The sequence below is a fragment of the Mongoliitalea lutea genome (genome assembly GCF_014652135.1).
GTDB classification, from domain to species: domain Bacteria; phylum Bacteroidota; class Bacteroidia; order Cytophagales; family Cyclobacteriaceae; genus Mongoliitalea; species Mongoliitalea lutea.
This window is the reverse complement of the sequence record NZ_BMYF01000002.1, coordinates 164,742-189,576: the sequence shown is the minus strand read 5'-3', so window position 1 is coordinate 189,576 and position 24,835 is coordinate 164,742. Positions and strand designations below refer to the sequence as shown.

At 39.7% G+C, this 24,835-nt stretch carries 14 protein-coding genes; 7 read left to right on the top strand and 7 right to left on the bottom strand.

Features of this window, described 5'->3' with window-relative positions; all coding sequences use genetic code 11:
• The first annotated feature begins 17 nt into the window (after positions 1–17).
• Both IE080_RS02450 and IE080_RS02445 read left to right on the top strand, forming a co-directional pair.
• Positions 18–1,403, top strand: coding sequence for an ATP-grasp domain-containing protein (locus IE080_RS02450; RefSeq protein WP_189578853.1), 1,386 nt, complete (start codon positions 18–20; stop codon positions 1,401–1,403).
• Between the two features lie 24 nt (positions 1,404–1,427).
• Positions 1,428–1,781: a response regulator gene (locus IE080_RS02445; RefSeq protein ID WP_189578852.1), complete on the top strand. Its 354-nt coding sequence runs from the start codon at positions 1,428–1,430 to the stop codon at positions 1,779–1,781.
• A 25-nt stretch (positions 1,782–1,806) separates the two neighbouring features.
• On the opposite strand, the gene IE080_RS02440 is transcribed toward IE080_RS02445, so the two are convergent.
• A complete protein-coding gene (locus IE080_RS02440; RefSeq protein ID WP_189578851.1) occupies positions 1,807–4,320 on the bottom strand; it encodes a hybrid sensor histidine kinase/response regulator in 2,514 nt (837 codons plus the stop codon).
• Between the two features lie 220 nt (positions 4,321–4,540).
• Here IE080_RS02440 and IE080_RS02435 point away from each other — a divergent pair, with 220 nt between their 5' ends.
• Both IE080_RS02435 and glgX read left to right on the top strand, forming a co-directional pair.
• A complete protein-coding gene (locus tag IE080_RS02435; RefSeq protein ID WP_189578850.1) occupies positions 4,541–5,986 on the top strand; it encodes a glycosyltransferase family 2 protein in 1,446 nt (481 codons plus the stop codon).
• Between the two features lie 76 nt (positions 5,987–6,062).
• Positions 6,063–8,165 (top strand): glycogen debranching protein GlgX, encoded by a 2,103-nt coding sequence (gene glgX, locus IE080_RS02430; protein ID WP_189578849.1) that lies wholly within the window; start codon positions 6,063–6,065, stop codon positions 8,163–8,165.
• Between the two features lie 73 nt (positions 8,166–8,238).
• On the opposite strand, the gene IE080_RS02425 is transcribed toward glgX, so the two are convergent.
• Complete coding sequence (locus IE080_RS02425; protein ID WP_189578848.1) at positions 8,239–10,653, bottom strand: alpha-ketoacid dehydrogenase subunit alpha/beta; 2,415 nt, start codon at positions 10,651–10,653, stop codon at positions 8,239–8,241.
• A 441-nt stretch (positions 10,654–11,094) separates the two neighbouring features.
• Between IE080_RS02425 and ald the strand changes: the two genes are divergently transcribed.
• The gene (gene ald, locus IE080_RS02420) at positions 11,095–12,213 is read left to right on the top strand and encodes an alanine dehydrogenase (protein WP_189578847.1); all 1,119 of its coding nucleotides are present in this window, start codon (positions 11,095–11,097) and stop codon (positions 12,211–12,213) included.
• Positions 12,214–12,332: 119 nt separating this feature from the next.
• Here the strand turns inward: ald and IE080_RS02415 are convergent, their stop codons facing one another.
• Genes IE080_RS02415 through IE080_RS02400 form a run of 4 tightly spaced genes read right to left on the bottom strand, consistent with a single transcriptional unit; the run spans position 12,333 to position 19,508 of the window.
• A complete protein-coding gene (locus IE080_RS02415; protein WP_189578846.1) occupies positions 12,333–13,463 on the bottom strand; it encodes a glycoside hydrolase family 16 protein in 1,131 nt (376 codons plus the stop codon).
• Positions 13,464–13,477: 14 nt separating this feature from the next.
• Positions 13,478–14,944 (bottom strand): PKD domain-containing protein, encoded by a 1,467-nt coding sequence (locus tag IE080_RS02410; protein WP_189578845.1) that lies wholly within the window; start codon positions 14,942–14,944, stop codon positions 13,478–13,480.
• 11 nt (positions 14,945–14,955) lie between these two features.
• Positions 14,956–16,422, bottom strand: coding sequence for a RagB/SusD family nutrient uptake outer membrane protein (locus IE080_RS02405; protein ID WP_189578844.1), 1,467 nt, complete (start codon positions 16,420–16,422; stop codon positions 14,956–14,958).
• Positions 16,423–16,427: 5 nt separating this feature from the next.
• On the bottom strand, positions 16,428–19,508 hold the full coding sequence (locus IE080_RS02400; RefSeq protein WP_189578843.1) for a SusC/RagA family TonB-linked outer membrane protein: 3,081 nt from the start codon (positions 19,506–19,508) through the stop codon (positions 16,428–16,430).
• A 245-nt stretch (positions 19,509–19,753) separates the two neighbouring features.
• On the opposite strand from IE080_RS02400, the gene IE080_RS02395 reads away from it, so the two are divergent.
• Both IE080_RS02395 and IE080_RS02390 read left to right on the top strand, forming a co-directional pair.
• The gene (locus IE080_RS02395; protein ID WP_189578842.1) at positions 19,754–22,636 is read left to right on the top strand and encodes a two-component regulator propeller domain-containing protein; all 2,883 of its coding nucleotides are present in this window, start codon (positions 19,754–19,756) and stop codon (positions 22,634–22,636) included.
• Between the two features lie 47 nt (positions 22,637–22,683).
• The gene (locus IE080_RS02390) at positions 22,684–23,970 is read left to right on the top strand and encodes a glycosyltransferase family 4 protein (RefSeq protein WP_189578841.1); all 1,287 of its coding nucleotides are present in this window, start codon (positions 22,684–22,686) and stop codon (positions 23,968–23,970) included.
• Positions 23,971–24,098: 128 nt separating this feature from the next.
• Here the strand turns inward: IE080_RS02390 and IE080_RS02385 are convergent, their stop codons facing one another.
• Positions 24,099–24,707 carry a hypothetical protein gene (locus tag IE080_RS02385; RefSeq protein WP_189578840.1) on the bottom strand — a complete coding sequence of 203 codons (609 nt, stop codon included), beginning with the start codon at positions 24,705–24,707 and terminating at the stop codon, positions 24,099–24,101.
• Positions 24,708–24,835: the final 128 nt, after the last annotated feature.

Sequence of the window (24,835 nt, the reverse complement as noted above, 5' to 3'; positions counted from 1 at the left end):
TAATAAGACAAAAACATATGAGACTATCGATTTCCAAAAATGTCCATTTAGTGGAGCCCGGTGATTTTGAGGCTACAGAGCATTGGTATCCCCGAGTGCTCAACTCTAATATACATCCCTTAGTTTCTTATTTCCTCAATCTCTCCCACCAACAGATGGTAGAGCGCTATCAGCGCCTGCATCCATCGTGTAATCCGGATGCAATTCTAAAAGTTTTAACCTACCAACCTACTTACTTTCGATGGGCGGGGACGGATTTGATGCATATAACCAATCATGAGGGAAATAGAAAACTAGCTGTCATTGAAACCAACTCCTGTCCTTCCGGTCAAAAATCCATGCCCTTATTAGACCTCAATGTTGAGCAAGGTGGATATAAGCGCCTGATTGAAAAAACATTTAAACCCATGGTGGATGCGCAGAAGCTCGAGGGAAGCTTGGCTGTAATCTATGACAAAAATCCCATGGAAAACGTAGGCTATGCAGCAACTATTGCTGATGCTTTTGGAGAAAATGTGTATCTGGCAAAATTTGATAAGGCGGACACTGATCCTCCTGTACTTTTCAAAGAAGGTGTCATGCATATCCGTAATGAACGGGATGAATGGATTGCTATCCGTGCTGCATTCCGTTATGTCACTCAAGAACCTTGGACTCGATTGCCTCAAAATACCAAAACACTCATCCTAAACCCGATCGAAGCTTGTTTGGCTGGAGGAAGAAATAAGGAAGTGGCAAGCGGGGCATACGATCACTTCAATAATGAATTTAAACAGGAAGGAATCAGTATTTTTACTCCCAAGACCTTTACCAAAGTTCCTTATAATGAATTGAAAAAATACTTCGATATCATGGGTGGGAATATGGTGATCAAAGTCCCTGATTCCAACGCCGGTCAAGGGGTGTATACAGTTGTTTCAGAAAAAGAATTGGTGTTTGCCCTGAGTCAAATCGATCCAACAGATACCTATTTGATCCAACAGCTGATCCACAGTAATTACAACAAAGGGTTAGATCCTACCCAGGCTTGGTACCATGTAGGAACTATACCAGACAATAAAGGCCGAAGCTATGCATTTGACCTTAGATTGATGATGCATGCAACTGAAGAAGGTATTCGCCCTTTGGCGGTGTATTCCCGAAGATCAGGGTATCCATTGAATCAGCCGCTTCCACAGGACATGAACTCTTGGGAAGTATACGGAACGAACCTTTCTATCAAAGGTGAAGATGGTTGGACCTATGCAGATGAGCGCCTGATGCTCTTTGATATACGAAATTTTGGCCAACTAGGTCTTGGAGTAGATGAACTTATCAAGGGCTTTGTTCAGAGTGCTATGGCTGTATATGCCATTGATCAAAATGCTATCAGAACCTTTGGTAACAAACAATTGAATGCTTAATTTCCACTTAAATTTAAAGTCATGATGAATACAAATATATTGATTGTAGAAGATGATGCGGTTTTTTGCAAACTCTTAACCCGCTTTTTGGGCAAAAATGGATTCTTGGTAGCAGATGCCCAAGATGGCAAACATGCGGTCAAACTGCTTGAAGAACAGACTTTTTCTCTAGGTATTTTGGATTATCGCCTACCTGACATGGATGGCATAGAAATACTCCAATTAATCAAAGAAAAGAACCCTTCCACCAAAGTTATCATCATGACACGATACGGAGATGAGGGGATTGCGCAGTTAGCAATCGAAAAAGGTGCCGATGCATTCATAGCCAAACCTATCAATCCAACAGAATTACTCGAAGTTATACAAGGAATCTAAGCCGCTATTACTTCTTGGTTTCTTCCTAGGGAAAATCCTGCTTTAATTGCTCCAGCACGGGAAGGAGTCTTTGAATGAGTTCTTGCAGATCGTCTTCTAAGGTTTGGGTATTGCCGTTTTTGATGGCCACTTCAATATCTTTAGCCAAATCACCTGCTTCCACATGAATCTGACGCATACGGCTGGACAATTGATGGGTGATTTCCCGAATTCTGGAAACCTCATGAGATAAATTTGCTTTTTGGAGTAGATCTAAGTCACGTTCAGTTGTTTGAATGATATCCACCATCACTTCAGAAACCAATTCATTATCACCCATGCAAAACTTTTCTACATCAACCGTAGAATAGCTTTTAGCAATCATTTTTTCTTCTTGCACAATTGAAGAGTCCTTGGAGGAGTGAAATCCTATGCCCAATGATACCAGCTTCTCCATAATCTGTGCTTCGTTAAAGGGTTTGAGTATGAGAGATACAAATCCTTCTTCACTCAACTTGCGCTCTTCTTCCACAAATACGTTTGCAGTCATGGCCAAAACAGGCAGCTGTGCATAGGATTCATGGGACTTGAGGTAGCGCAGCACTTCTATCCCACTTACTTGCGGCATTTGGATATCCACGATAGCAAAATCCAACCCTTTTGCAGTATCCAAATTATTCAACACCTGTACACCACCCTGAAAATCAACAACCAAGGCACCTTTGGATTCCAACAGATTTTTCAAAAGTCGCAGACCAATCCGATCATCATCTACCAACAATACCCGCAGTCCCTTCAATGACACCTGCAGATTTTCGTTGATTTGGCTTTCAATCACAGGTGCTTCCTCTAACTGTATAGGTAAATTTACCCGGAATGTAGTACCTTTTCCTTGTTCCGATTGAAATGTGATTTCACCACCCAATAACTCGATCAGACGTTTGGTAATTGCAAGTCCGAGTCCAGTCCCACCAAATTGTCTGGTTATAGAGCTATCCCCTTGATTAAATTCCTGAAAAATATTTGCTTGGATTTCATCTGACATACCCATACCGGAATCTTCCACTTCTATTATCAGCCATTGACCGGAATCTACACTCAAGGATGTTTTCACAAATCCCTCCGCTGTAAACTTGAGAGCATTGCTCAAAAGATTGTTCATGATCTGACTGATTCTCAATTGATCACCAACCAACCATGCACCTTTTGGAAGGTCCATTCCCCAGATAAAGTCCAAATACTTTTCATCTGCGCGTAAACTGTAAAATTCCCGTAAACTTGAAAACAGGGAAACAGCATCAAAACTCGTTTGCTCTATATGAATCTTTCCTGCCTCAAGTTTAGAAAAGTCCAAAATATCATTGACAATATTGACCAATGTGTCAGACGCAAAACCGATCATTTTCAGGTACTCTATTTGTTTCTTGTCTTGCGTGATTTTTTGTAAAGCCTCTTGATAACCTTGGATGGCATGGAGTGGATTACGGATTTCATGGCTCATATTAGCCAGAAAATCCTGTTTGGCCTTCGCTAGATCATCTGACTTTTGCTTGGCCTCTTCCAATTTAGCCCGGTATTGCACCCCTTTTTTGATTTCAGTTAAAATGCTATTGACAAAACCCAAGGAACCCACAACCCCTAAGAAAATCATGACTCCAAGAATAATGGACACAAAAAAAGTCAACTCATAGGCCGAATCGTTCTTTGCTTTGTACTCTGCGAGCAATTCCCGCTGCATGGAAGAGATCAGTTGCTGGATTTGATAAAAGACCTCCTTGTTTTTATTGATCAGTTTGTTCTCCAGGATGACAAAGTTCTGGCGTAACCGCTGCTCATCTTGATACATCTTGGTCATAAAGGCCTTCAATGCTTCCAAAGCAGCATCCGTGGTTTCAGCTGGTTTGGTAGATTTACGATCTTCATTTGCTCGATTTTCCTGCTCACCGAGTTCCCGAAAAATCTCTACAAAATCCTCATCCAACTCCAAGTTTTCAGTGCTCAATTGAAGGGAATCTTCTTTTTTTTCTGGGAGGGTAATCTCGGATAGAAAGTCCCGGTTTCGTATCCTTCCCAAAAACTGCATCTCACTCAGTTCCTGTTGCCTCTTTATCCTTCGTTCAATATTGACGAGTGCTTCCTCACTGAAGGTTCTACTTGTTAGATTGTAACGAACTTCCTCCAACCCTGCATAGACAACCAGCAACTCCGATAAATCCATACTGATTTTCTCAAAACTTTGTACCTCTAGCGAATCATCAGCATGGGTTTTGAGCCAATCCAAGCGCTCTTTGATTCTTCTTTCAGTCTCTTCCAAAACTGAGTCCTTGTCAGATGTCCGCTCTGTTTTGGACATATCCAACAAGTACACATCCGCCATCAATCCATTCAATTGACGCAGTTTTTCATTGGGTTCCGTAAGATTCTCAACTGTGGAGAGCAATTTTTGAATACTAAAAAAAGTGACAATCGAAACCCCCACTACTAAAACAGTAGCTAACACAAAACCGATGATTACCTTCTTACCTACCTGAAACTTGGATTGAATCCTTTGTTGGGCCATATCAATGTGCTTAAAATCTTACTTCCAAATAGAGCAAAAACTACTCCAATATCTCTCGCTATAGATTCAGATTAAACTTATCCTCAATATGCGGCATTTTTACCCAGTTTGATGCATTTTATCACACCTTCAATTTTCATATAGGGCAAAATACCCAAAAAATGGCACATATTTACTTGGTACTTGCTTTGACTAAGTTGGAGAAAACTAAATCAACCCAATGGAAATTGAGCCAAAACAAGTATTATTTCGCGATAGATTATCCACTTTAGATAATCAATTGCTCGGCGGTAAATCAACAAAAAATGATTTCCTCACGAATTTGGAAGATTCCTCTGAATCAAATCCACATAAATTTTTATGGTTGGGTATGCTACTCCTATTTGTGGGCACAGGCACCTCTTTGATTTACTTTTGGAATGATTTTGAAGCTTTTCATACTGAGAGATTGGCCTCTTCTTGGGGATATTATACCCTTGCGCTGTCGGTAGGATTATTAAGTATCAAACTCTTGTTTTTACTATTCATTACAGTAGCCTACAAACGCTACAAACCAATTGAATCAGTATCAGATGATGAACTTCCTTCATGTACCATTATCGTACCTGCTTATAATGAAGGTAGACAAGTGTATGATACGCTCAAAAGCATCGTATCATCCAACTATCCTAAGAAAAAACTAGAAGTCATCTCTATCGATGATGGGAGCAAAGATGATACTTGGGAGTGGATGCAAAAAGCCAAAAGGGAGTTGATTGGAAATATCACGATTCTTCAACAGCCCAAAAATCAAGGAAAAAGACATGCACTTTACCGTGGTTTCCATGCTGGTTCAGGTGACATATTCATCACCATTGACAGTGACTCTATTGTCAGCAAAAACACCTTGAGAAATATGGCGAGCCCCTTCGCCGTCAATGAAAAATGCGGGGCAGTTGCTGGAAATGTCTTAGTATTGAATAAAAAAGATGGAATTATCCCAAAAATGCTCAATGTGAGTTTTGCCTTTAGTTTTGAATTTATCCGCTCCGCTCAAAGTGTTTATGGTTCTGTACTCTGCACGCCGGGAGCATTGGCCGCATACAGAAAAGAAGCTGTCATGAACTGCCTTCCTGAATGGATCAATCAGCGATTTTTAGGACAGCAGACCGATATTGGTGAGGACCGTGCGATGACCAATATGATTCTGAAACAAGGGTATGAAGTGCTTTTTCAAAAAAACGCAGAGGTTTTGACCAAAATCCCCGAAAAGTATAAAAACCTTAGTAAAATGTATATCCGTTGGGAACGCAGCAACGTGCGGGAAAACATCATGCTCAGTAAGTTTGCTTTTACCAACTTCAGAGAAGGCTCCAAAATCGGCACACGTATCCTTCTCTTCAACCAATGGCTGAAGGTCTTGATGGCGTACCCTGCATTAATTATTCTGATCACGTTAATCAGTATGCATCCTGTGCTCATCCTGACTAGTATGCTTTTAGGAATCATTATCTTTTCAAGTATTCCGGCATTTTTCTACGCATACAAACGTGAATTGGAAAATGCAAAATGGGCGTACGTGTATTCCATTTATTACACCTTCTCATTGTTTTGGATTACCCCGTATGCCATAGCTACAGCAAATAGAAGAGGCTGGCTGACCAGAGAAATCCCTCAAAAAAATTAATTAGTAGGACTTTTCTTGAAGCGCATTGCTTACCTTAGTGAAAGTTTAGATTATAAATTATTCACTAAGGTTTTTCATGTTTATACGAAATATCCAATCTGAAAAGTCCAGATTTGTAGCACTTCAAGGTCAGAGTTTTCCCGTAGGTCCTACTTTGACTGAAGACGGGGTCAATTTTTGCATATTTTCCAAAAACGCTACCTTAGTCGAGCTTCTGATTTTTAATCATATCAATGAGATCTATCCTGCGGAAGTTTTCACGCTCAATCCCAAGTACAACAAAACCTACCATTACTGGCATATTTTTCTGGAGGGAGCTTATGAAGGGTTGATTTACGCCTTTAGAATCCATGGCCCATATGAACCGCATAAGGGTCATTTATTTGATTCTAGTAAGGTGATTTTAGACCCCTATGCAAAAGCAGTGGTCATTCCAGAGACATACGATAGAAAAGAACACTGTAAACTCGGAAAAGGTGGGCTGCACAGCATGAAAAACGTGGTGGTAGATATCACTAATTATGATTGGGAAGGTGATATACATCCAAGGACACCATTTTCCAGAACAGTCATTTACGAGATGCATGTGGGGGGATTTACGAAAAATCCCAATTCTGGCGTTTCTCCTGAAAAGCGCGGAACATTTGCCGGATTGATTGAAAAAATTCCTTATCTCAAAGAATTGGGGATCACCGCTGTTGAGTTATTACCGATTTTTCAGTTTGACAAACAGGATGCCCCTCCTGGCTTGATTAATTATTGGGGCTATAGTCCGATTTCTTTTTTTGCACCCCACCAAGACTTCTCTACCGAACCCAATAGCTTAAAAGTTTTGGATGAATTTAGGGATATGGTCAAGGCCTTGCATAGTGAAGGGATCGAAATTATTTTAGATGTTGTTTTCAACCATACGGGAGAAAATAAAGAGGACGGCCCTACCTATTCCTTCAAGGGAATTGACAATAGTATCTACTACATTTTAGAGAAAGATAAATCCAAGTATAAAAACTATTCCGGTACAGGAAATACCCTGAATGCCAATCAATCCATCGTGCGGAGGATGATTTTATCCGCCTTGCATTTTTGGGTTCGGGACATGCATGTGGATGGTTTTCGATTTGACCTAGCCTCTATCCTATCGCGAGACGAAAACGGCAATCCCATTGAAAATCCACCAATCCTTTGGGATATAGAATCGGATCCGATTTTGGCAGGCACTAAATTAATTGCAGAAGCTTGGGATGCAGCAGGACTGTATCAGATTGGTTCATTTGTGGGAGATAGCTGGAAAGAATGGAATGGTAAATTCAGGGATGATGTACGTGCATTCCTTCGGGGAGACCAAGGAAAAATCAGTGATTTTGTTACACGGGTCATTGGAAGTCCTGATATCTATGCCGCAAAAAATAGAGAAGCAGAACAAAGCATCAATTTCGTATCCTGTCATGATGGCTTCACATTGATGGATGTGGTATCCTACAACCATAAGCACAATCTTGCCAATAATGAAGGAAATAGAGATGGCAATAATGAGAATTACAGTTATAATTTTGGGGTGGAAGGACCTACTAATAATAAGTACATCAATAAACTTCGAAAAAGACAAATCAAAAATCTGCATGTCATCAATATCCTATCCTTAGGTGCACCGATGATTTTAATGGGAGATGAAGTCTGTCGTACACAACAGGGAAACAATAATGCCTATTGTCAGGATAATGAAATCTCTTGGTTTGATTGGGACTTAGTAGCACAAAACCAAGAAATGTTCCGGTTTGTGAAAATTTTGATTCAAAAAAGATTACTTCGTGAAACTTCCCAGCGGGGATTTAATCTAAGCTTAATCGAATTTCTCCAAAAACCATTAATCGAATGGCATGGAGTTGAACTCGGAAAGCCTGACTGGAGAAAAAATTCCCATGCAATCGCCGCAACCTTCTCTTCTCTGAGTGGTCTGGTCTCCATGCATTACATGGTTAATGCCTATTTTGAGGATTTAAGCTTTGAGTTGCCTCAACTGATAGATGGGCACCCCATACAGTGGAAACGGTGGATAGATACAGCCAAGGAAAGCCCCGATGATATTCAACAATGGAAGGATTCCCCATGGATTAACGGGGAATGTTACCTTGTCAAAGCACATAGCATTGTAATTGCCATAGGAAACTTAAAAAAATGAAGCCCAAAATATCCTATTGGATACTTTGGGCTACTTTATCTAATACACACCAATAATTGGTTTGAATCTCTGATCAAATCGAAGGGAATCTGTTAGGATCTACTTCGTGGAACATAGCATACACCTTTTCAACCATATCATCTACTGATGGCTTAGAGAAATAATCTCCGTCAGAAGAATATGCCGGTCTATGCGCTTTTGCAGCTATCGTAGCAGGCTCAGAATCTAAATGATAATATGCTTTTTGTTCTTCTACTACTTTTTGCATCATGTAAGCAGACGCACCTCCCGGAACATCTTCATCTGCGAACAAGACTCTGTTGGTTTTCTTAATGGATTCTACAATGCTATGATGCACATCAAAAGGTAACAAGGTCTGTACATCGATTACTTCCAATTCAATTCCCATCGCACTTAATTCCTCAGCAGCATCCAGTACGATTCTACACATGGAACCATAGGTCACCACTGTTAGATCAGTACCAGCTCTTAGAATTTCAGGCTCACCCAAAGCTACTTTAAACTCTCCTATATTCGATGGCATACGCTCTTTCAAACGATACCCATTCAAGCATTCAATCACCAAGGCCGGCTCGTCAGCTTCCATCAAGGTGTTGTACATACCTGCTGCTTGGGTCATATCTCTTGGCACACAAAGCAACATCCCCCTCAAGGAGTGTAACAACATTCCTATCGGAGAACCCGCATGCCACACACCCTCTAATCTGTGTCCTCTCGTACGCACAATCAATGGTGCCTTCTGACCACCTTTGGTACGATAGGTCAAGGAAGCCAAATCATCCGAAAGCGTCATCAAAGCATAATGGATGTAATCCAAATACTGAATTTCAGCCATTGGACGCAGGCCTCTTAAGGCAGCACCAATACCCTGACCAATGATGGTAACTTCTCGAATAGAGGTGTCAAATACACGTAAATCACCATACTTAGCCTGCAAGCCTGAGAATGCCTGATTCACATCTCCGATTCTCCCTACATCTTCACCGAAAGCTAGAAAACGTGGATCTCTTTCCAATATCTTATCAAAGCAGGCCTGCAGGACCTCCCTACCATCCACCAAAGGAGCTCCCTCCTCATAATGAACTGGGACAGGTGCAATATTTGCAATTTGTGCTTCTGACTGAGAATACAAATGGGAGTTGTAGCGATCTTCATTGATAACTGAGAGCTGGTTAAACCAATTTCTCAGTTCAGCCTTCACTGATTCCTGATCCCTTCTCATCATCCACAAGGCTCTTCTGACAGTAGATACCACATCCTTACGGATAGGATTCAAGGTCTTTTGTAAGTCTTCTGCTAATTGTACTAATGTCGCTTTCTCAGAAGAATTTACCGCAGCTTCTTTGATTAACTGAACTGCTTCTTGCAATTCAGTTTTAATCTCTGAACTGAATGCCGCCCAAGCTGCATCTTTTTCTTTTTTCGCAAAAGCCTTAGCTGCTGCTTCAATCTGATCTAACTCTTCAGAAGAAGCTACCTGGTTGTTTTCCAAATATTCTCTGAACTTTAAGATACAGTCATGGTCCTTTTCCCATTCTAAGCGCTCTTTGGATTTATAACGCTCATGTGAACCAGAAGTGGAGTGCCCCTGCGGTTGAGTCACTTCAATTACATGGATCAATACAGGCACATGTTCTTCTCTGGCAATTCTGGAGGCATTTTCGAACGCCTTGTCCAAGGCTTCATAATCCCAACCTTTGACAACGAAAATTTCAAAGCCTTTTTGATCATCATTACGTTGGAGGCCTTTTAAAATTTCTGAAATACTTCCTTTAGTCGTATGGTACTCATTAGGCACGGAGATACCATAGCCATCATCCCATACGGAAACTACCATAGGTACCTGCATTACGCCGGCAGCATTGATTGCCTCAAAAAACATCCCCTCAGAGGTAGAGGCATTTCCAATTGTTCCCCACGCAACTTCATTTCCTTTGTTGGAAAATTGAGTCATGCCATGAAGACCTTCATTTTTCCTATACAATTTAGAAGCCATTGCCAAACCAAGGAGTTTGGGCATCTGTCCAGCAGTTGGTGAAATATCAGAAGAAGAGTTTTTCATCTCCATCAGATTTTTCCACTGACCTTTGTCGTCCAATAAGCGGGTTGCAAAGTGTCCATTCATCAATCTTCCCGCAGAGGCAGGTTCTGCTTCAACAGAAGTATGAGCATACAATTGTGCGAAATATTCACGAATGGTCAACTGACCAACAGCAAACATGAAAGTCTGATCTCTGTAGTAACCGGCACGGAAATCTCCATCTTGAAAATGCCTTGCCATAGCTAATTGGGCGAGCTCTTTGCCGTCTCCAAAAATGCCAAACTTGGCTTTCCCCATAAATACTTCTTTCCTCCCCATCAATGAAGCCTGACGGCTTTCATTGGCAAGTCTATACTCCTTTAACAAAAGTTCTTTGTCCAAAACTTTTGACTTTTTGTTTGATGAAATTGAAGCCACTGAAGTCATGATTAAACTAATCTCTAAATTATTTTGGGTTTACATGCCATACGCAAGTATGTCAAAAATAAGTAAATTTGTTAGGTTTACAAACAGTTGAATCCATTTCTTTTTTCTCAAAATCGGTAATTTATTTCGCTAAAAATAAGTAAAATTACCATTATCAAAATTTTATTAGGTTAAAAATTCGTAAACCAATTTTATAATTTTGACAATCCGACAAATTGCCATACAATAAAATACACCAAACTTTTGAAAAAATCTCCAAATTTTAAATTATTTTAAGCGTGTTTTTGAAATTATATGGCGAAAAATGATTTTAAAAAAAATTAAATTTCTTTTTTAAACGAATTTCATCCCTCAATCAAAATATCTGATAGGTTTTGAATTTTCTATTGTATTCCCATATTATCTTTGCAGCATTGTTATTTAAACCCAAATGTTAGTAAGATGATAATAGGCGTTCCAAAGGAAATTAAAAACAACGAGAACAGAGTGGCTTTGACCCCTGCAGGTGCTAAAGAACTTGTCAAGAGAGGTCATCACGTTTACGTACAGCATACAGCTGGATTGGGAAGCGGCTTTTCAGATGAAGAGTATACCCAAGCAGGTGCTGTGGTATTGCCTACCATTGAAGATGTGTACGCAATTGCAGAGATGATCATCAAGGTGAAGGAGCCAATCGAACCTGAATATAAATTGATCAAAGAAGATCAATTGTTGTTCACCTATTTCCATTTTGCTTCCTATGAACCATTAACAAAGGCTATGGTTGAAAGCAAGGCAGTTTGCTTGGCTTATGAAACAGTAGAAAAGGCTGATAGAAGCCTTCCACTTTTAGTACCTATGTCTGAAGTAGCCGGTAGAATGGCCGTTCAAAAAGGTGCCAACTACCTAGAAAAGCCTTTGAAAGGTAGAGGTATTTTGCTAGGAGGAGTTCCTGGTGTGTTGCCAGCTAAAGTGCTTATCTTAGGAGGTGGTGTGGTAGGTACACAAGCTGCTTGGATGGCAGCTGGATTAGGTGCTGATGTAACTATCATGGATGTATCTTTGGCTAGGATGAGATACTTGGCTGATGTAATGCCTGCCAATGTGAAGACCATGATGTCTAACGAATACAATATCCGTGCAATGATCAAAGATGCTGATTTGATCGTAGGTGCAGTTTTGATACCAGGTGCTAAAGCGCCTCATTTGATTACTCGTGATATGTTAAAAGACATGAAGCCAGGCACTGTTTTGGTAGATGTAGCAGTAGATCAAGGAGGATGTATCGAAACATGTACACCTACTACTCACGAGAACCCAACTTACATCATTGACGATGTAGTACACTACTGCGTGGCAAATATGCCAGGTGCTGTACCGTATACTTCTACCCTTGCATTGACCAATGCTACTCTTCCTTATGCTATACAATTAGCCGATAAAGGTTGGAAAAAAGCTGCTCAAGAAAACCCTGAATTAGTTCCAGGTTTGAACGTAATCAATGGTGAAATTGTGTACAAAGCTGTTGCGGATGCATTCGATATGAGCTACGTTCCTGTAGAAAAATATTTGGTAGACTAATTTTAATCTTCAATAATCTAAAGACTCGGTTCAGCAATGGTCCGAGTTTATTTATACATAAAAAAACAGTGTCCCGTGAAGAACACTGTCTTTTTTGTGGTTTAATAGGCTAATTTTTTTTACAATCTTTGAAAAACTCTTACGTAATCCACTACCATTTGCTGAGGGAATACTGTCGTATCATCAGGATTACCTGGCCAATTACCCCCTACGGCAATATTGAATAAAAAGAAGAAAGATTCTCTTAATTCTGATAATGCTGCCGGCGTAATATCTACCGTATGGAATGGTCTGTTGTCCAATAACCAAACAATTTGACGCTCATCCCAGATGATGGAAAACACGTGGAAATTATCATTGAAAATCCCTTGATTTAAGGTTGTAAATCCTCCTGTTTCAGCATGCGAACCGTTATTGTCCCAATGCACAGTACCATGCACAGTATTATTACGAGCAGTAGCAGGACCTCCTATCATTTCCATGATATCAATTTCCCCGCAAGCAGGCCAACCTACTTGACGAATGTTATCTCCGAGCATCCATAACGCAGGCCAAATCCCCTGACCTTTGGGGAGGACAGCACGAATATCAATTCTACCAAACTGGAAGGATTGACGGCCTTCTGTCTTGATTCTAGCTGATGTAAACTGTCTGCCTGACATCGGCTCTCTTCGAGCTGTGATAATCAAGTTACCGTTTTCAACACGAACGTTTTCGCGTCGATTGGTGTACCATTGAAGTTCATTGTTCCCCCAGCCGCACAGGTTGTTAGCACAGCCATCACCCAAGTCAAAGGTCCAGTCCTGAGTCAATGCATTGCCATTGAACTCATCTCTCCAAACAAGGCGGTAACCATCATAGCTTTCTGGGCTGACAAAACCGGTAGTTGGAATTCCTAAACCTAGGGCAGCATCAGAAATCTCTACTTGTCGGGTCTCAGTTACAAAATCATTTTCAGTCGTATGTGCCTGAACGGTGATGGTGAATGTACCTGCTTGTCTATAGGTAAATGATGCTGAATTTCCTTGTGCCAAGTCAGGTAAGCCTGCATCCACTCCAAAACCAACCCTAAAGAAGTTAGCGTTGGTTGCAGAAAAAGTTACCGTTACATTCCCTCGCTCACCTTGCACCACATTCACTTGTAAATTGGTAGGTAATTCCACTTTCGCAGTCACTTCATCTTCTTGGCAGCCCTGAAAAAGGACTGCCGTAAGAAGAATCAATAGGATTTGTTTAATTCGAATAAACATAGGTCAATAGTATTTTAATCTGCCGGTATCAACACAAATGTCCACCATACAGCGCCATTTGGAGTGATATCAATTGTTAGCGTCAACTCTTGAGTATCCGCATTATAATCTAACACATCATATGTTACAGACTCATTGGCTCTTGGTGGACCAATGGTGTATTCCCCACCATTATAAGCTTTAGGCAAGGCAATGAATGCTCCTGTACCAGTTACGGTCAACTTAGCACGAGTGTTGCCGGAGGCAGGTGTCAAACTAAATTGATGTGTACCTGATGCCCATGCAGCTCCAACTGTTCCTGTTAAATTAGCCTCTGGCTGGCAACCTCCTCCACTTAGTCCCATGTAATCTTCCGCATAGATATCACCTTGCGCATCGTATTCGTAGACACCATTTTCTTTGAAAATGAATAAGTCATTGAATAAACAAGGGCGGTCACCTGCAATACTTGGACCGTTAGGGAAGAATGCATCACTTCCAGGTGAAGGACCTACTCCGAATGACTGAGCCGCTGGTCTCAACTTCCATGCCTTCTCACCATTACCAATCAAGTCTTGAAGTGAAATTCCAACAGCAGGAACTTCCGGTTCTGGCTCTGGTTCAGGATCAGGTGTTCCAGCGAAACCAGCCGGAATCAATCGTACATACCAGAATAAAGCCTCATTTGCAGCATCTCTGAATCGCAAGAACATTTCATTCTCTTCCAAAACCACCAACTGATATGAACGCACTCCTGTGAAGTAACCAATAAATCCTGGATTAGTCACTGTCAAGACAGGAAATGGACTTTCATTTTCTAATATATTCCAGTTCAATCCACCTGGTGAGTTAAAAGGAGCAGACAAATCCCCTACTCCTGGATCAAATGCCCCGGGGAAAGCAGAACCTTGTGCCCCATTCAAATAAACCAACCCATTAGTGTTCCAATCAAACTCAAATCCTGTCAATTTGAAGGTATAGCGGGTATTGTACATACCACTACCAACTTTTTCATTTGGACGAGCCTGATAGAAATCAGGGAAGAAACTATCAGCAGGACCTACTCCTAAGTGACCTGCTCTAGCAGAATCAATCACCCAAGTCTTACCATTAATGGCATCCAAACCTCCTGTCAGTAAATTGAAAAGAGGTCTATCCAATAAAGTCGGATCTGTTTCTTCTATAATCACTTCCTGACTGAAAGAGGAACTGCCTCCCCTATCATATACGGTCAACGTTACCGTGTACGTACCTGCCAAAGGATAAAAACCTGTAACTCTTCTACCTTCCGTACGAACTCCATTTCCAAGATCCCATACCATGAGGAAGAAATCTCCATCACCGATAAAGTCAAGGATATTATCACTTTCTGCGGAAGGAACAAAGCTAAACCCTGCGTCCTGTACCGTAGGCGGATCTGCGTCCAATCTAAATTCCTCTACACATGACCATACGATCAAGATAGGCAAGAGGAATGCTGCTATTTTTAAATATTTTTTCATCATTACTAGAATTAATAACCTGGGTTTTGTCTCCATCTGCCACCTGCTAAGTCAATCTCAAATTGAGGGATTGGAAACAGTTCATGTTTACCAACTTGGAAACCTTGAATTGCTTCAGCTGCCTTTCCTGTTCTCACCAAATCCCAGAATCTGTACCCTTCTCCTGAAAGTTCCAATCTACGCTCTCTATAGATATCCTCCAACAACTGTGCTCCAGAACTTGTGATATCTGGTACACCGGCTCTCTGTCTAACCTTGTTCAATTCAATACGTGCTCTGGCGTCATTTCCTGTCTGAGCGAATGCCTCTGCTGCCATCAATAATACATCAGCAAACCGTATGGCTCTGTAGTTTAATGGGCTAGTTAAATCATCATCAGGTAAGCCTCTTTCAAAATCTCTTTTGATGTACTTATTATTGAAGAAACCTGTATGACCACCTGCACCGATCGCATAAGAAATTTGACCAGGGTTAGGTTGTTGAGCTATCCATGCATCCAAATCTAAAATAGTAATTTCTCTCCTAGGATCGTTTCCAAAGAAATCATACAGGTTTTGGGTAGGAAGATTGTAGCTATTACCATCCCCGTAGAATGGACCTACGAAATTACGGATAGCATGGAAACCTGGAGCAGGATTACCTTGCAAGCACACCAAACAACCATAATCACCACCTTGCAAACCTGAATGTTGGATAGTAAATACATCCTCAGGGCCATTCTGATTGACCACCAACCACATGGTAGACATATCGCTCACAAGGCCATAACCTGCTTGATTCGTTGTAATCAACTCATCGAATACCTGTGCAGCCTGAGCAAATTTGTTTTGGTACAATAAAACCTTGCCTTTCAATGCCATAGCGGCACCTTTGGTAATTCTACCTGTTTCTTGGGTTGTCCAACTTAACACATTGATCGCTCTATCAAGATCTCTTTCAATTTGTGCATAGATTTCCTCTTTCGGGGTTCTATCAATTTCACGCACCTCATTAATAGAAGCCCTTCTATCAATAATCAAAGGCATATCACCAAAGTACTTCACCAAGATGAAATAATAATAGGCTCTGATAAAAGAGATTTCAGCCATCAACCGCTCCTTTGCAGGGAAATCGATGTTATTCTCATTCTCAAATACAAAGTTTGCTCTAGCAATACCTGCATAGTTGAAACGCATAACATCACGTAATTCAGCATTAATACCACCGTGACGCATGCCATCTATTTCATGCAAGCCCTGTGTATCAAAAACACTTTCACCACCTGCTATAGAGTTGTCAGATGCAATTTCTCCAATCCAAACATGTAAGTAATTTGCTTGCATCAAATCATACACCCCAATTACTGCACGCTCATAGTCCTCCGGTGTGAGGAAAAAGTTTTCGGCATCTTGAACGAATTCAGGCTCAAGATCCAACCAAGCATCGCACGAAAATAAACTCATGCTGGCTGCTAGTAGAAATATTTTAATTTTTTTCATGTCTCTTAGAATCTAAAGTTTAAACCGCCCATGATTACTCTCGCTTGCGGGAAGATCCCGTTATCAACACCTGCAAACAATGGATTACCAGATCCCACATCCGGATCAAAGCCCATGTATCTTGTCAACGTAAACAAGTTGTTAGCGGCGATGTAGAATCTCATAGAACGAATACCAACCTTACCAGTCATGCTGTCAGGTAAAGTATATCCAATCTGCACATTTCTAAGTCTTGCAAATGAACCATCTTCAACAAAGAAGTCAGAGAACACAGCATTTCTGGTTTGTCCAGTAGTTAATCGGGGAATCTCATTTGTAGTACCTGGACCTGTCCAACGATTGACATTGTATGCCATTTTATTAGCAAATGGTTGCTGTCTTTCATAGTTACGGATGATTTCCTGACCTAATGCCGCATATATATTAGCAGAAAAATCAAACCCTTTGTAATCTACAGAAAGATTCAAACCCATGATAAAATCAGGAATTGGAGAACCTAAGAATGTCAAGTCAGACTCATCACTGAAATTGATTACACCATCTCCATTGACATCCACAAAACGTAGATCCCCTGGCCTTGCATCCGGCTGCACTACAGGACTAGAATTAATTTCTTCTTGAGTCTGCCAAATACCATCTGTTTTAAATCCTACAAAGTAACCAATAGGGAAACCTTCTTGGAATCTCGTAGCAATATTCCCACCTACTCCAAATGCCGCTCCAGGAATGAAGTCCAGTCCCTCAGGCACTTTGGTCACTCGGTTTCTAAGATAGGTAAAGTTGTAATCAACTCTGAAGTTAACACCACTTGGTCTCTTCGTAGCATAGGCTACTTCTAGTTCAATACCACGGTTGGTTACGTTACCTGCATTGATGAAAGGGGGAAAACTTCCCGGTCCATAAGAACCCAACAATGCCGAAACTTCTGGCTGGAACAATAAATCCCTTGTATCCTTGATAAAGTAGTTAGCCGTAAAGTCCACATCTCTGAACAAGGTAAAGTCCAATCCGATGTTGGTCTGAAGGGTAGTTTCCCATTTCAAATCTGGGTTACTGAATGTTCCAATAGCAGCACCATTAACGATAAAGTCATTAAATACATAACGAGCCAAACCATTCATCAAGCCTCGGAATCTGAACAAACCAATTTGGTCGTTACCAGAAACCCCAAAGCTGGCTCTTAACTTCATGAAGTCAATTGCTTTTGAACTAAAGAAATCCTCATCAGAGATGATCCAGCCCCCTGAAATCGTAGGGAAGTAACCAATTCTGTTATTTGGTCCAAAGTTGGAAGAACCATCTCTTCTTAAAATACCTGAAACAGAGTAGCGCCCTTTGTATTCATACTCACCTCTAACGAAGGCAGAAACTAATTTTTGCATGCTCTGGAAGGAGCCTGTCTGGTTAAGAAATCCTCCTGGAGCCTGACTGGCGGAAATATCAGCAAAACGAACATCATTGTTAGGGATATTGAAGGCAGTACCATTCAAACCCATATTTCTATTACCAAAGTAACTGACACCTGCTGTACCTTTTACTCTATTGTCGCTATCAAAGGAACGGTCATAATTTAAGAAGGCTTCAAAATTATAGTCCAAGAAGGAATCTCTCGCCTCGAATACAGAAGCCCCTCTTTCAATCAGGGTACCACCTACATCCACTAATACTGGATCTAAATTCTCATTTCTAGCGGAGTTTGCAAACTTTCCTGGGCCAAACCAGGCTAGTGGGCTAAATGCTTTTACATCAACTAATGCAAAGTTGTAACCTGCTCTTCCATTGATACTAAAGTGGTCATTGATCTCATATGATAATTCTTGCTTACCTACAATCTTATTTACCCAAGCATCATTGAAAGTATTCTCAATTTGTGCAATTGGATTGATAATGTCCTGTACATTCTCTAAGAAAGAAAAACGATTTCCTACTCGAACAGGCTCTGTTGGATAAGCATTGATGGTATTAAACAATACAGAACCAATACCTCCTTGAGGAATACCACTGGTGCGCTCATGAGAATAAAGAAATACAGAAGTCAGCTTTATCTTTGGAGCAATTTCTGTAATAAAGTTGATTCTCGCATTGTAACGCTCAAAATTAGAGCGATCACCACCTACGATACCTTGCTGACCAAAATAGCCCCCACCAATGGAGTAAGAAGTTTTTTCTGAACCTCCATTGACGGTAACCATGTGCTCTTGAATGGGAGCAGTTTGAAACACCTCACTCTGCCAATCTGTACCTACACCGAGATTTGTGTTAGCGAATGGAGGTAAATTACCACCAGCTGCAAAAGCTTCATTAACTAATACGGCATATTCACGAGCATTTAGAAGATTGAGTTTTCTCTCCGCTTGTTGTACACCATAGTAGCTGCTGAATTCAAGAGATGGTTTTTGATTTTTAGAACCTTTTTTGGTTTCTACGATAATTACACCATTAGCTGCTCGTACACCGTAGATACCTGCCGTCGCATCTTTCAATACGTTGATGGATTCAATATCATTAGGGTTAAGGGAGTTCAAACCCGCTGCATCAAAAATAACTCCATCCACCAATATCAATGGATTGTTATTACCAAAGGTACCTAGACCACGAATACGGATATTGGAAGTCCCTCCCGGTGCTCCGGAGTTAGTGGTAATTGTCACGCCCGAAAGCTTTCCTTGTAATGCCTGATCTAAACGGGGCATATTCATATCTGCCACTGCTTCACCTTTGATCTGAGATACAGCTCCAGTCAACTCCTTTTTAGTAGCTGTTCCGTAACCTACAACAATAACTTCATTGAGAGAAGAAGTCTCCTCTACAAGTCTAATGGTTATTTCCGTTTGGCTTCTAACTGTGAAAGTTTGGGTTTCATAACCAACGAAACTTACTCGCAGTTGATCCCCAGGCAAAACTGCAAGAGTAAAGTTGCCATCTAGGTCAGTTACAGTTCCAGCAGTTGTCCCCACCTTCAAAATACTTGCACCGGGTATTGGGTCACCCCTCTCATCCAGTACCTGGCCTCTAATAGACCCTGTTTGAGCAAACAATGACAATTGCAAGCCCAGAAACAAAAGTAATGTAAATAATTTTTTCATGTATTTTGGATTTATAATACAATCACAAGGACTGAAAGATTGTACATCAATCAAAAACTGTAAGTACATCAATACTACATCATTCAAAAAATACCGCTTTCACAAAAACACATCATTAACTAAAAAAGCATAAATCTCAATCGATTTCATTACAAAAATGAATATTTCTGTCATATCATTAGTTTTCCATACTTATACATCAAAAAAAAATGTATTTTCGAAACTGTTTATAAAGTAGGGATTGTATGAGATCTTGTATAAGTATTTTATTTGGCTTGATTTTAAGCTTTCAGATATCTGCACAGGAGTTGGGCCTGCCATTTTATCATTATTTTTCAAGTAAAGAATATGATGGAGGGATGCAGAATTACGCTATAGGTCAAAACAAATATGGCATCATATATTCAGCAAATAATTTTGGATTACTGGAGTACGATGGAGGGACATGGGAACGGTATGCATTGCCCAATAGTACTAAAATCCGAGATTTCTATATAGAATCAAACGGGCGTATTTATGTGGCAGGTCAAGGACAACTTGGGTATTTTAGACTTAATCAAAAAGGGATTTTTGAATTTATTTCGTGGACAGCCAATCTTCCACTGAAATATCAAAATATAGAAGAAGTTTGGAAAGTATTTAAATTCAATGATGATTATGTATTCTGCTCATTTAACGCTGTGTTTATTTTTGACCAAAATGGGGTTCTGAAAAAAACTATTGAAGCAGAAGGAAATTTTCAAAGCTTTCATCAAAACAATAATCAACTCTATTTTCAAGATAACATAGCTGGTTTTTTAAAGTTAAATGGAGATGGTTCTACTATAAATCTTAGCGAACCAAGCATTTTCAAAAATGAAGTCATTACTGGATTACTGGAATTTGGTACCGACCAAATTAATATATATCTCGCCAATGGTAAGATATTTTCTCAAACTTCTCAACGTACACAGGAAATCAGGCTTCCACAATCCGAATTGGTTAAATCAGTAAATTCCATCATACGGCTTAAAAATGGAAATATTGCTATTGGCACCCAATATCAAGGCTTATTTATTTTTGAAGAAAATGGGGATTTGATTCTTCATATGGATAAAGAGAATGGGCTTAGAAATAATACGATATTATCACTTTTTGAAGATGTAATTGGTAACCTATGGATTGGTCATAATAATGGGATCAGCTTCTTGGAATTAAGACTACCATTTAGGGTTTTAGGAAGAGATTCAGGGATTAATGGTACGGGCTATGCGGCAGCGCAAGTTGGAAATGATATTTATATGGGGACCAATATCCACGTAAAAAAAATTGGAAGAAAAACACAGGAATTGAAAGACATTTCAAATTCCGACGGTCAATCTTACAGCTTTTCAATTATCAATGATGATTTATTGTTGGCCCATAATAATGGAGGATTCCTCATCAATCAGAATACTGCTATTCCCTTTGATGGGTTAGATGGAATATGGAATTTCCTGCCATTAGCGAAGGATCCAGCATATTTACTAGCGGGAACTTATAGTGGATTAGCACTTTTTCAAAAAACAAATGGTACTTATCAATTTGTTAGGAGACTGAATGGATTCAATGAATCTTCCCGATTAATCCAACAAGACGAACAAGGGAATATATGGATGTCACATGGTTATAAGGGGATTTACCGTCTTCAAATTTCCGATGATTTACGTGAAGTAACCGCGAAATTTTATGGTAATAAGGAAGGATTGCCTACAAATTTATTGAACTCTGTTTGGAAAATTGGAGGAAAGCTGGTGTTTACAACTGAATATGGGTTGTATCAATACAATTCACAAACTGATAGATTTGAAAAAGAAACGCTACTCAACAGCTACTTTCCTGATGATTTACTTATTACTAGTCTGGTCGAGGACCCAATAGGAAATATATTCTTTATTGGTTCCACAGAAATAGGGGTCTTAGAGAAACAACAAGATGGTTCTTACAAAAAATCCAACCAACTGTTCAATCGCTTATTACCCCTTCTAAATGATGATCTTCAAAATGTTTCTTTACTCAAAAGCAATGAAGTATTGTTTGCTGCAAAAGAAGGCTTTATTTGGTACAAAAAAAATCTAAATGAGACAATACCTGCCGCCTATCCAACTTTTATACGCTCAGTTTATATCACAGGAACAAGTGATTCACTTGTAGCTATTGGTAAAAATATTGAATTAATGGAAGAAAGATTTGGGCCTGAAACTAGCGGAAAAAATCTAATTCTTCCATCTAAACGCTCAGATATTCGGTTTGAATTTTCAAATAGTATACCCAATAGTTGGTTAAGTACTCAATTTAGAGTTAGGTTAGATGGTTTAGAAGCAGAATTTGGTGAGTGGACAAATAAAAGTGATAAAGAATATACAAATCTACGAGAAGGTGTTTATACTTTCTACGTACAAAGTAAAGATGTATATGGACAAATAGGTGAAGCTGTACCTTTTACTTTTACTATTTTACCACCTTGGTACCGTACCAGTTTAGCATACTTTTTCTATATCATAAGTTTACTGATTCTATTGGTAGTTGTTTTTAAAAGAGTAGACAAACAATATCAGAAAAAAACCAAAATCATTACTGCTAAACAACGGGAAGAGTTAGATAAAAAATCTAGCGATTTGGAGCAGTCAAAGCAAGAATTGGCTCGATTACAAACAGAACGCCTAGAGGCCGAAATTCAAAACAAAAATAAAGAACTTGCTTCTGCCACCATGCATTTGCTCAATAAAAATGGTTTTATCGACCAAACTAAGAATCACCTCGGACAAATTATAAAGAAAAGTAAAAACCAAGAGGTGAAAAATGAGCTTCAGAAAGTTATCAATAGTATAGACAAAAACATAGCAGAAGACAATGATTGGGAACAATTTGAAATGCACTTCGACCAGGTACACGGAGACTTTATGGAGCGATTCAAAAAAACTTTTCCCAATTTAAGTCCTCAGGAAATTAAATTAACAGCCTATCTCCGGATGAATCTTTCCACCAAAGAAATTGCATATTTGATGAATATAAGTGCCCGTGGCGTGGAGATTTCCAGATATAGACTGCGAAAAAAACTGAATTTGGAACGTAGCGAAAACCTTCAAGAATTCATCCTCAAATTCTAAGCAAATGAGGATAAAAGCAAATTTGAAAAAAGGACTATTTTTACAATATGAATTCCAAAAGGGTTTTAATTATCACGTATTATTGGCCACCTTCCGCAGGTTCGGGTGTGCAACGTTGGCTGAAGCTTGCCAAGTACCTGCCTGATTTTGGTTGGGAACCGGTGATTTTCACGCCCGAAAATCCTGATTTTGAACTTCAGGACCCTTCCTTGGAAAAGGATATTTCTTCCAACTTAGAAGTAATCAAATTCCCCATTTGGGAACCTTACAGTATTTTCAGAAAAATGAAAGGAAATACCCAAGGTGATCCCGCTAAGATTCTCGAGAAAAAAGAAAAGTCAGCTTTTGACAAGCTTTCTATCTGGATGCGTGCCAATCTATTGATCCCTGATCCTCGAAAATTTTGGGTCAAGCCATCCATATCATTTTTGGAAGAAGCTGTCAAAAAAGGGCATTATCAAGCCATCATCACCACAGGTCCTCCGCACAGTATGCATTTAATAGGCTTGGGGCTCCATCAAAAAACCGGAATTCCATGGCTAGCAGATTTCAGAGACCCTTGGTCTACTTGGGAGTTTTTGGATACCCTTCCCATGCTTTCATGGGTTCGTAAGCGTCATCGGCAATTAGAGAAACAGGTCTTTCACTCCGCTGATGCTATCACTACTATTAGCCCTACTTTTCAGCACGAGCTTCAAAACTTAGCAAAACGAAAAATTCATCTTTTGACCAATGGTTTTGATGCAGATGATTTCCCTAAAGACTTATCGGATAAAGGATTAAAGGAAAAGAATATTGAGATTGTGTATTCTGGAGTAATTGATGCAATTCGTAATCCTCTCCCCTTTTTAAATGCTTTTAAAACAGCTTTTGAAATATCATCAAAAACAGTCCGACTGCGATTCGTTGGAAAAGTTTCGATAACTGTTGAGGAATTTGTGAAAGCAGATTCTTGGCTTGCAAGCCATGTGGAGTTTATTGGCTATGTCTCCCATCAACGGGTATTTGAGTATTACCAAGCTGCTGATATCTTATTATTGATTTTGACTACAACCAAAAACGCCCAAGGAAATATCCCCGGGAAATTATTTGAATACATGGCAAGTAGTAAAATGATTCTTGGATTAGGTGATCCTGAGGGAGATGCTGCGAATATTATCAAGCAAGCCCAAGCTGGGATGATTCTTGACCCAAGCAATGAGGAGAAAATTATGGATGTTTTAGTGAATTTTGATCCAACAAAAGAAAGATCTGAAGGAACTTCCATTGAGAGGTTTGCAAGGAGGAGCTTAACTGGAGAGTTGGCTCGAATACTGGACCAAGTATTGAAGTAAATACTGGTAAATGAATTAGAACTTTAGTATTCAATTGAAAAACGTTGAGGACCAAAATTATTGAAATAAGTGAAACATTTAAAAAAGTTAACTAAAGACAACCGACTATAAATGAAAAAAGCCCAAATTTAATAAACCCTAAAACCCAACCCCTCAAACCTAAAAACCCGATCATCACTCAAGGTGAGTTCTAAGTTTATATCCATGGAAGTGCTTCCCTCAGGGTGCTCAATCAATCGAATTTCTAAAGGTTCCTGTCCTAAAAAATTAAACCGGTATTGGCGTAAATAGTCAAAAGATGGATCGGAAGCAAAACCAGCTACTCGAAAAAGATTCGTGATTTCTTCACCAACTGCAAAGTCCTGTCCATTCCATTCAAATGCCGTATTGCTGTTGATGGTAATTGCTTTCACATGATGCGCTGAACCCGGAGGAACCGGATCACATGCAAAGGCTGTATGTACAAAAGAAAGGGATGCTTGTTGATTTCCTGCTTCTGCGAAAGTAACTTGATCAACCATAATTCTAATGATTAAATCCTCAACCGAATAACTTTGAGCTGTATCGATTGCTTGGTTACTAGCCAAAACACCTACCATCATCGAATCAATCACAAAATTTCTCGGAGTGGGTAACCTTCCGCAGGCGCAATCATCAAAGCAAAAGAGATCACATGACAAGGGGAGAAAACCCATGAAAATGATTAGAAAAAAGAAAAATGCTTTATTGGCTTTCATAAAATAATTTTAACCTGTCAACTAAAAACGTCCTATAAATCCTTTCTGTATATTTTAGATTACTTAGATGTTAACACTTAAGTTATGGCTAATCAAGAGAAAAGCAGTCTAAGTTGGGAGAACTTTCC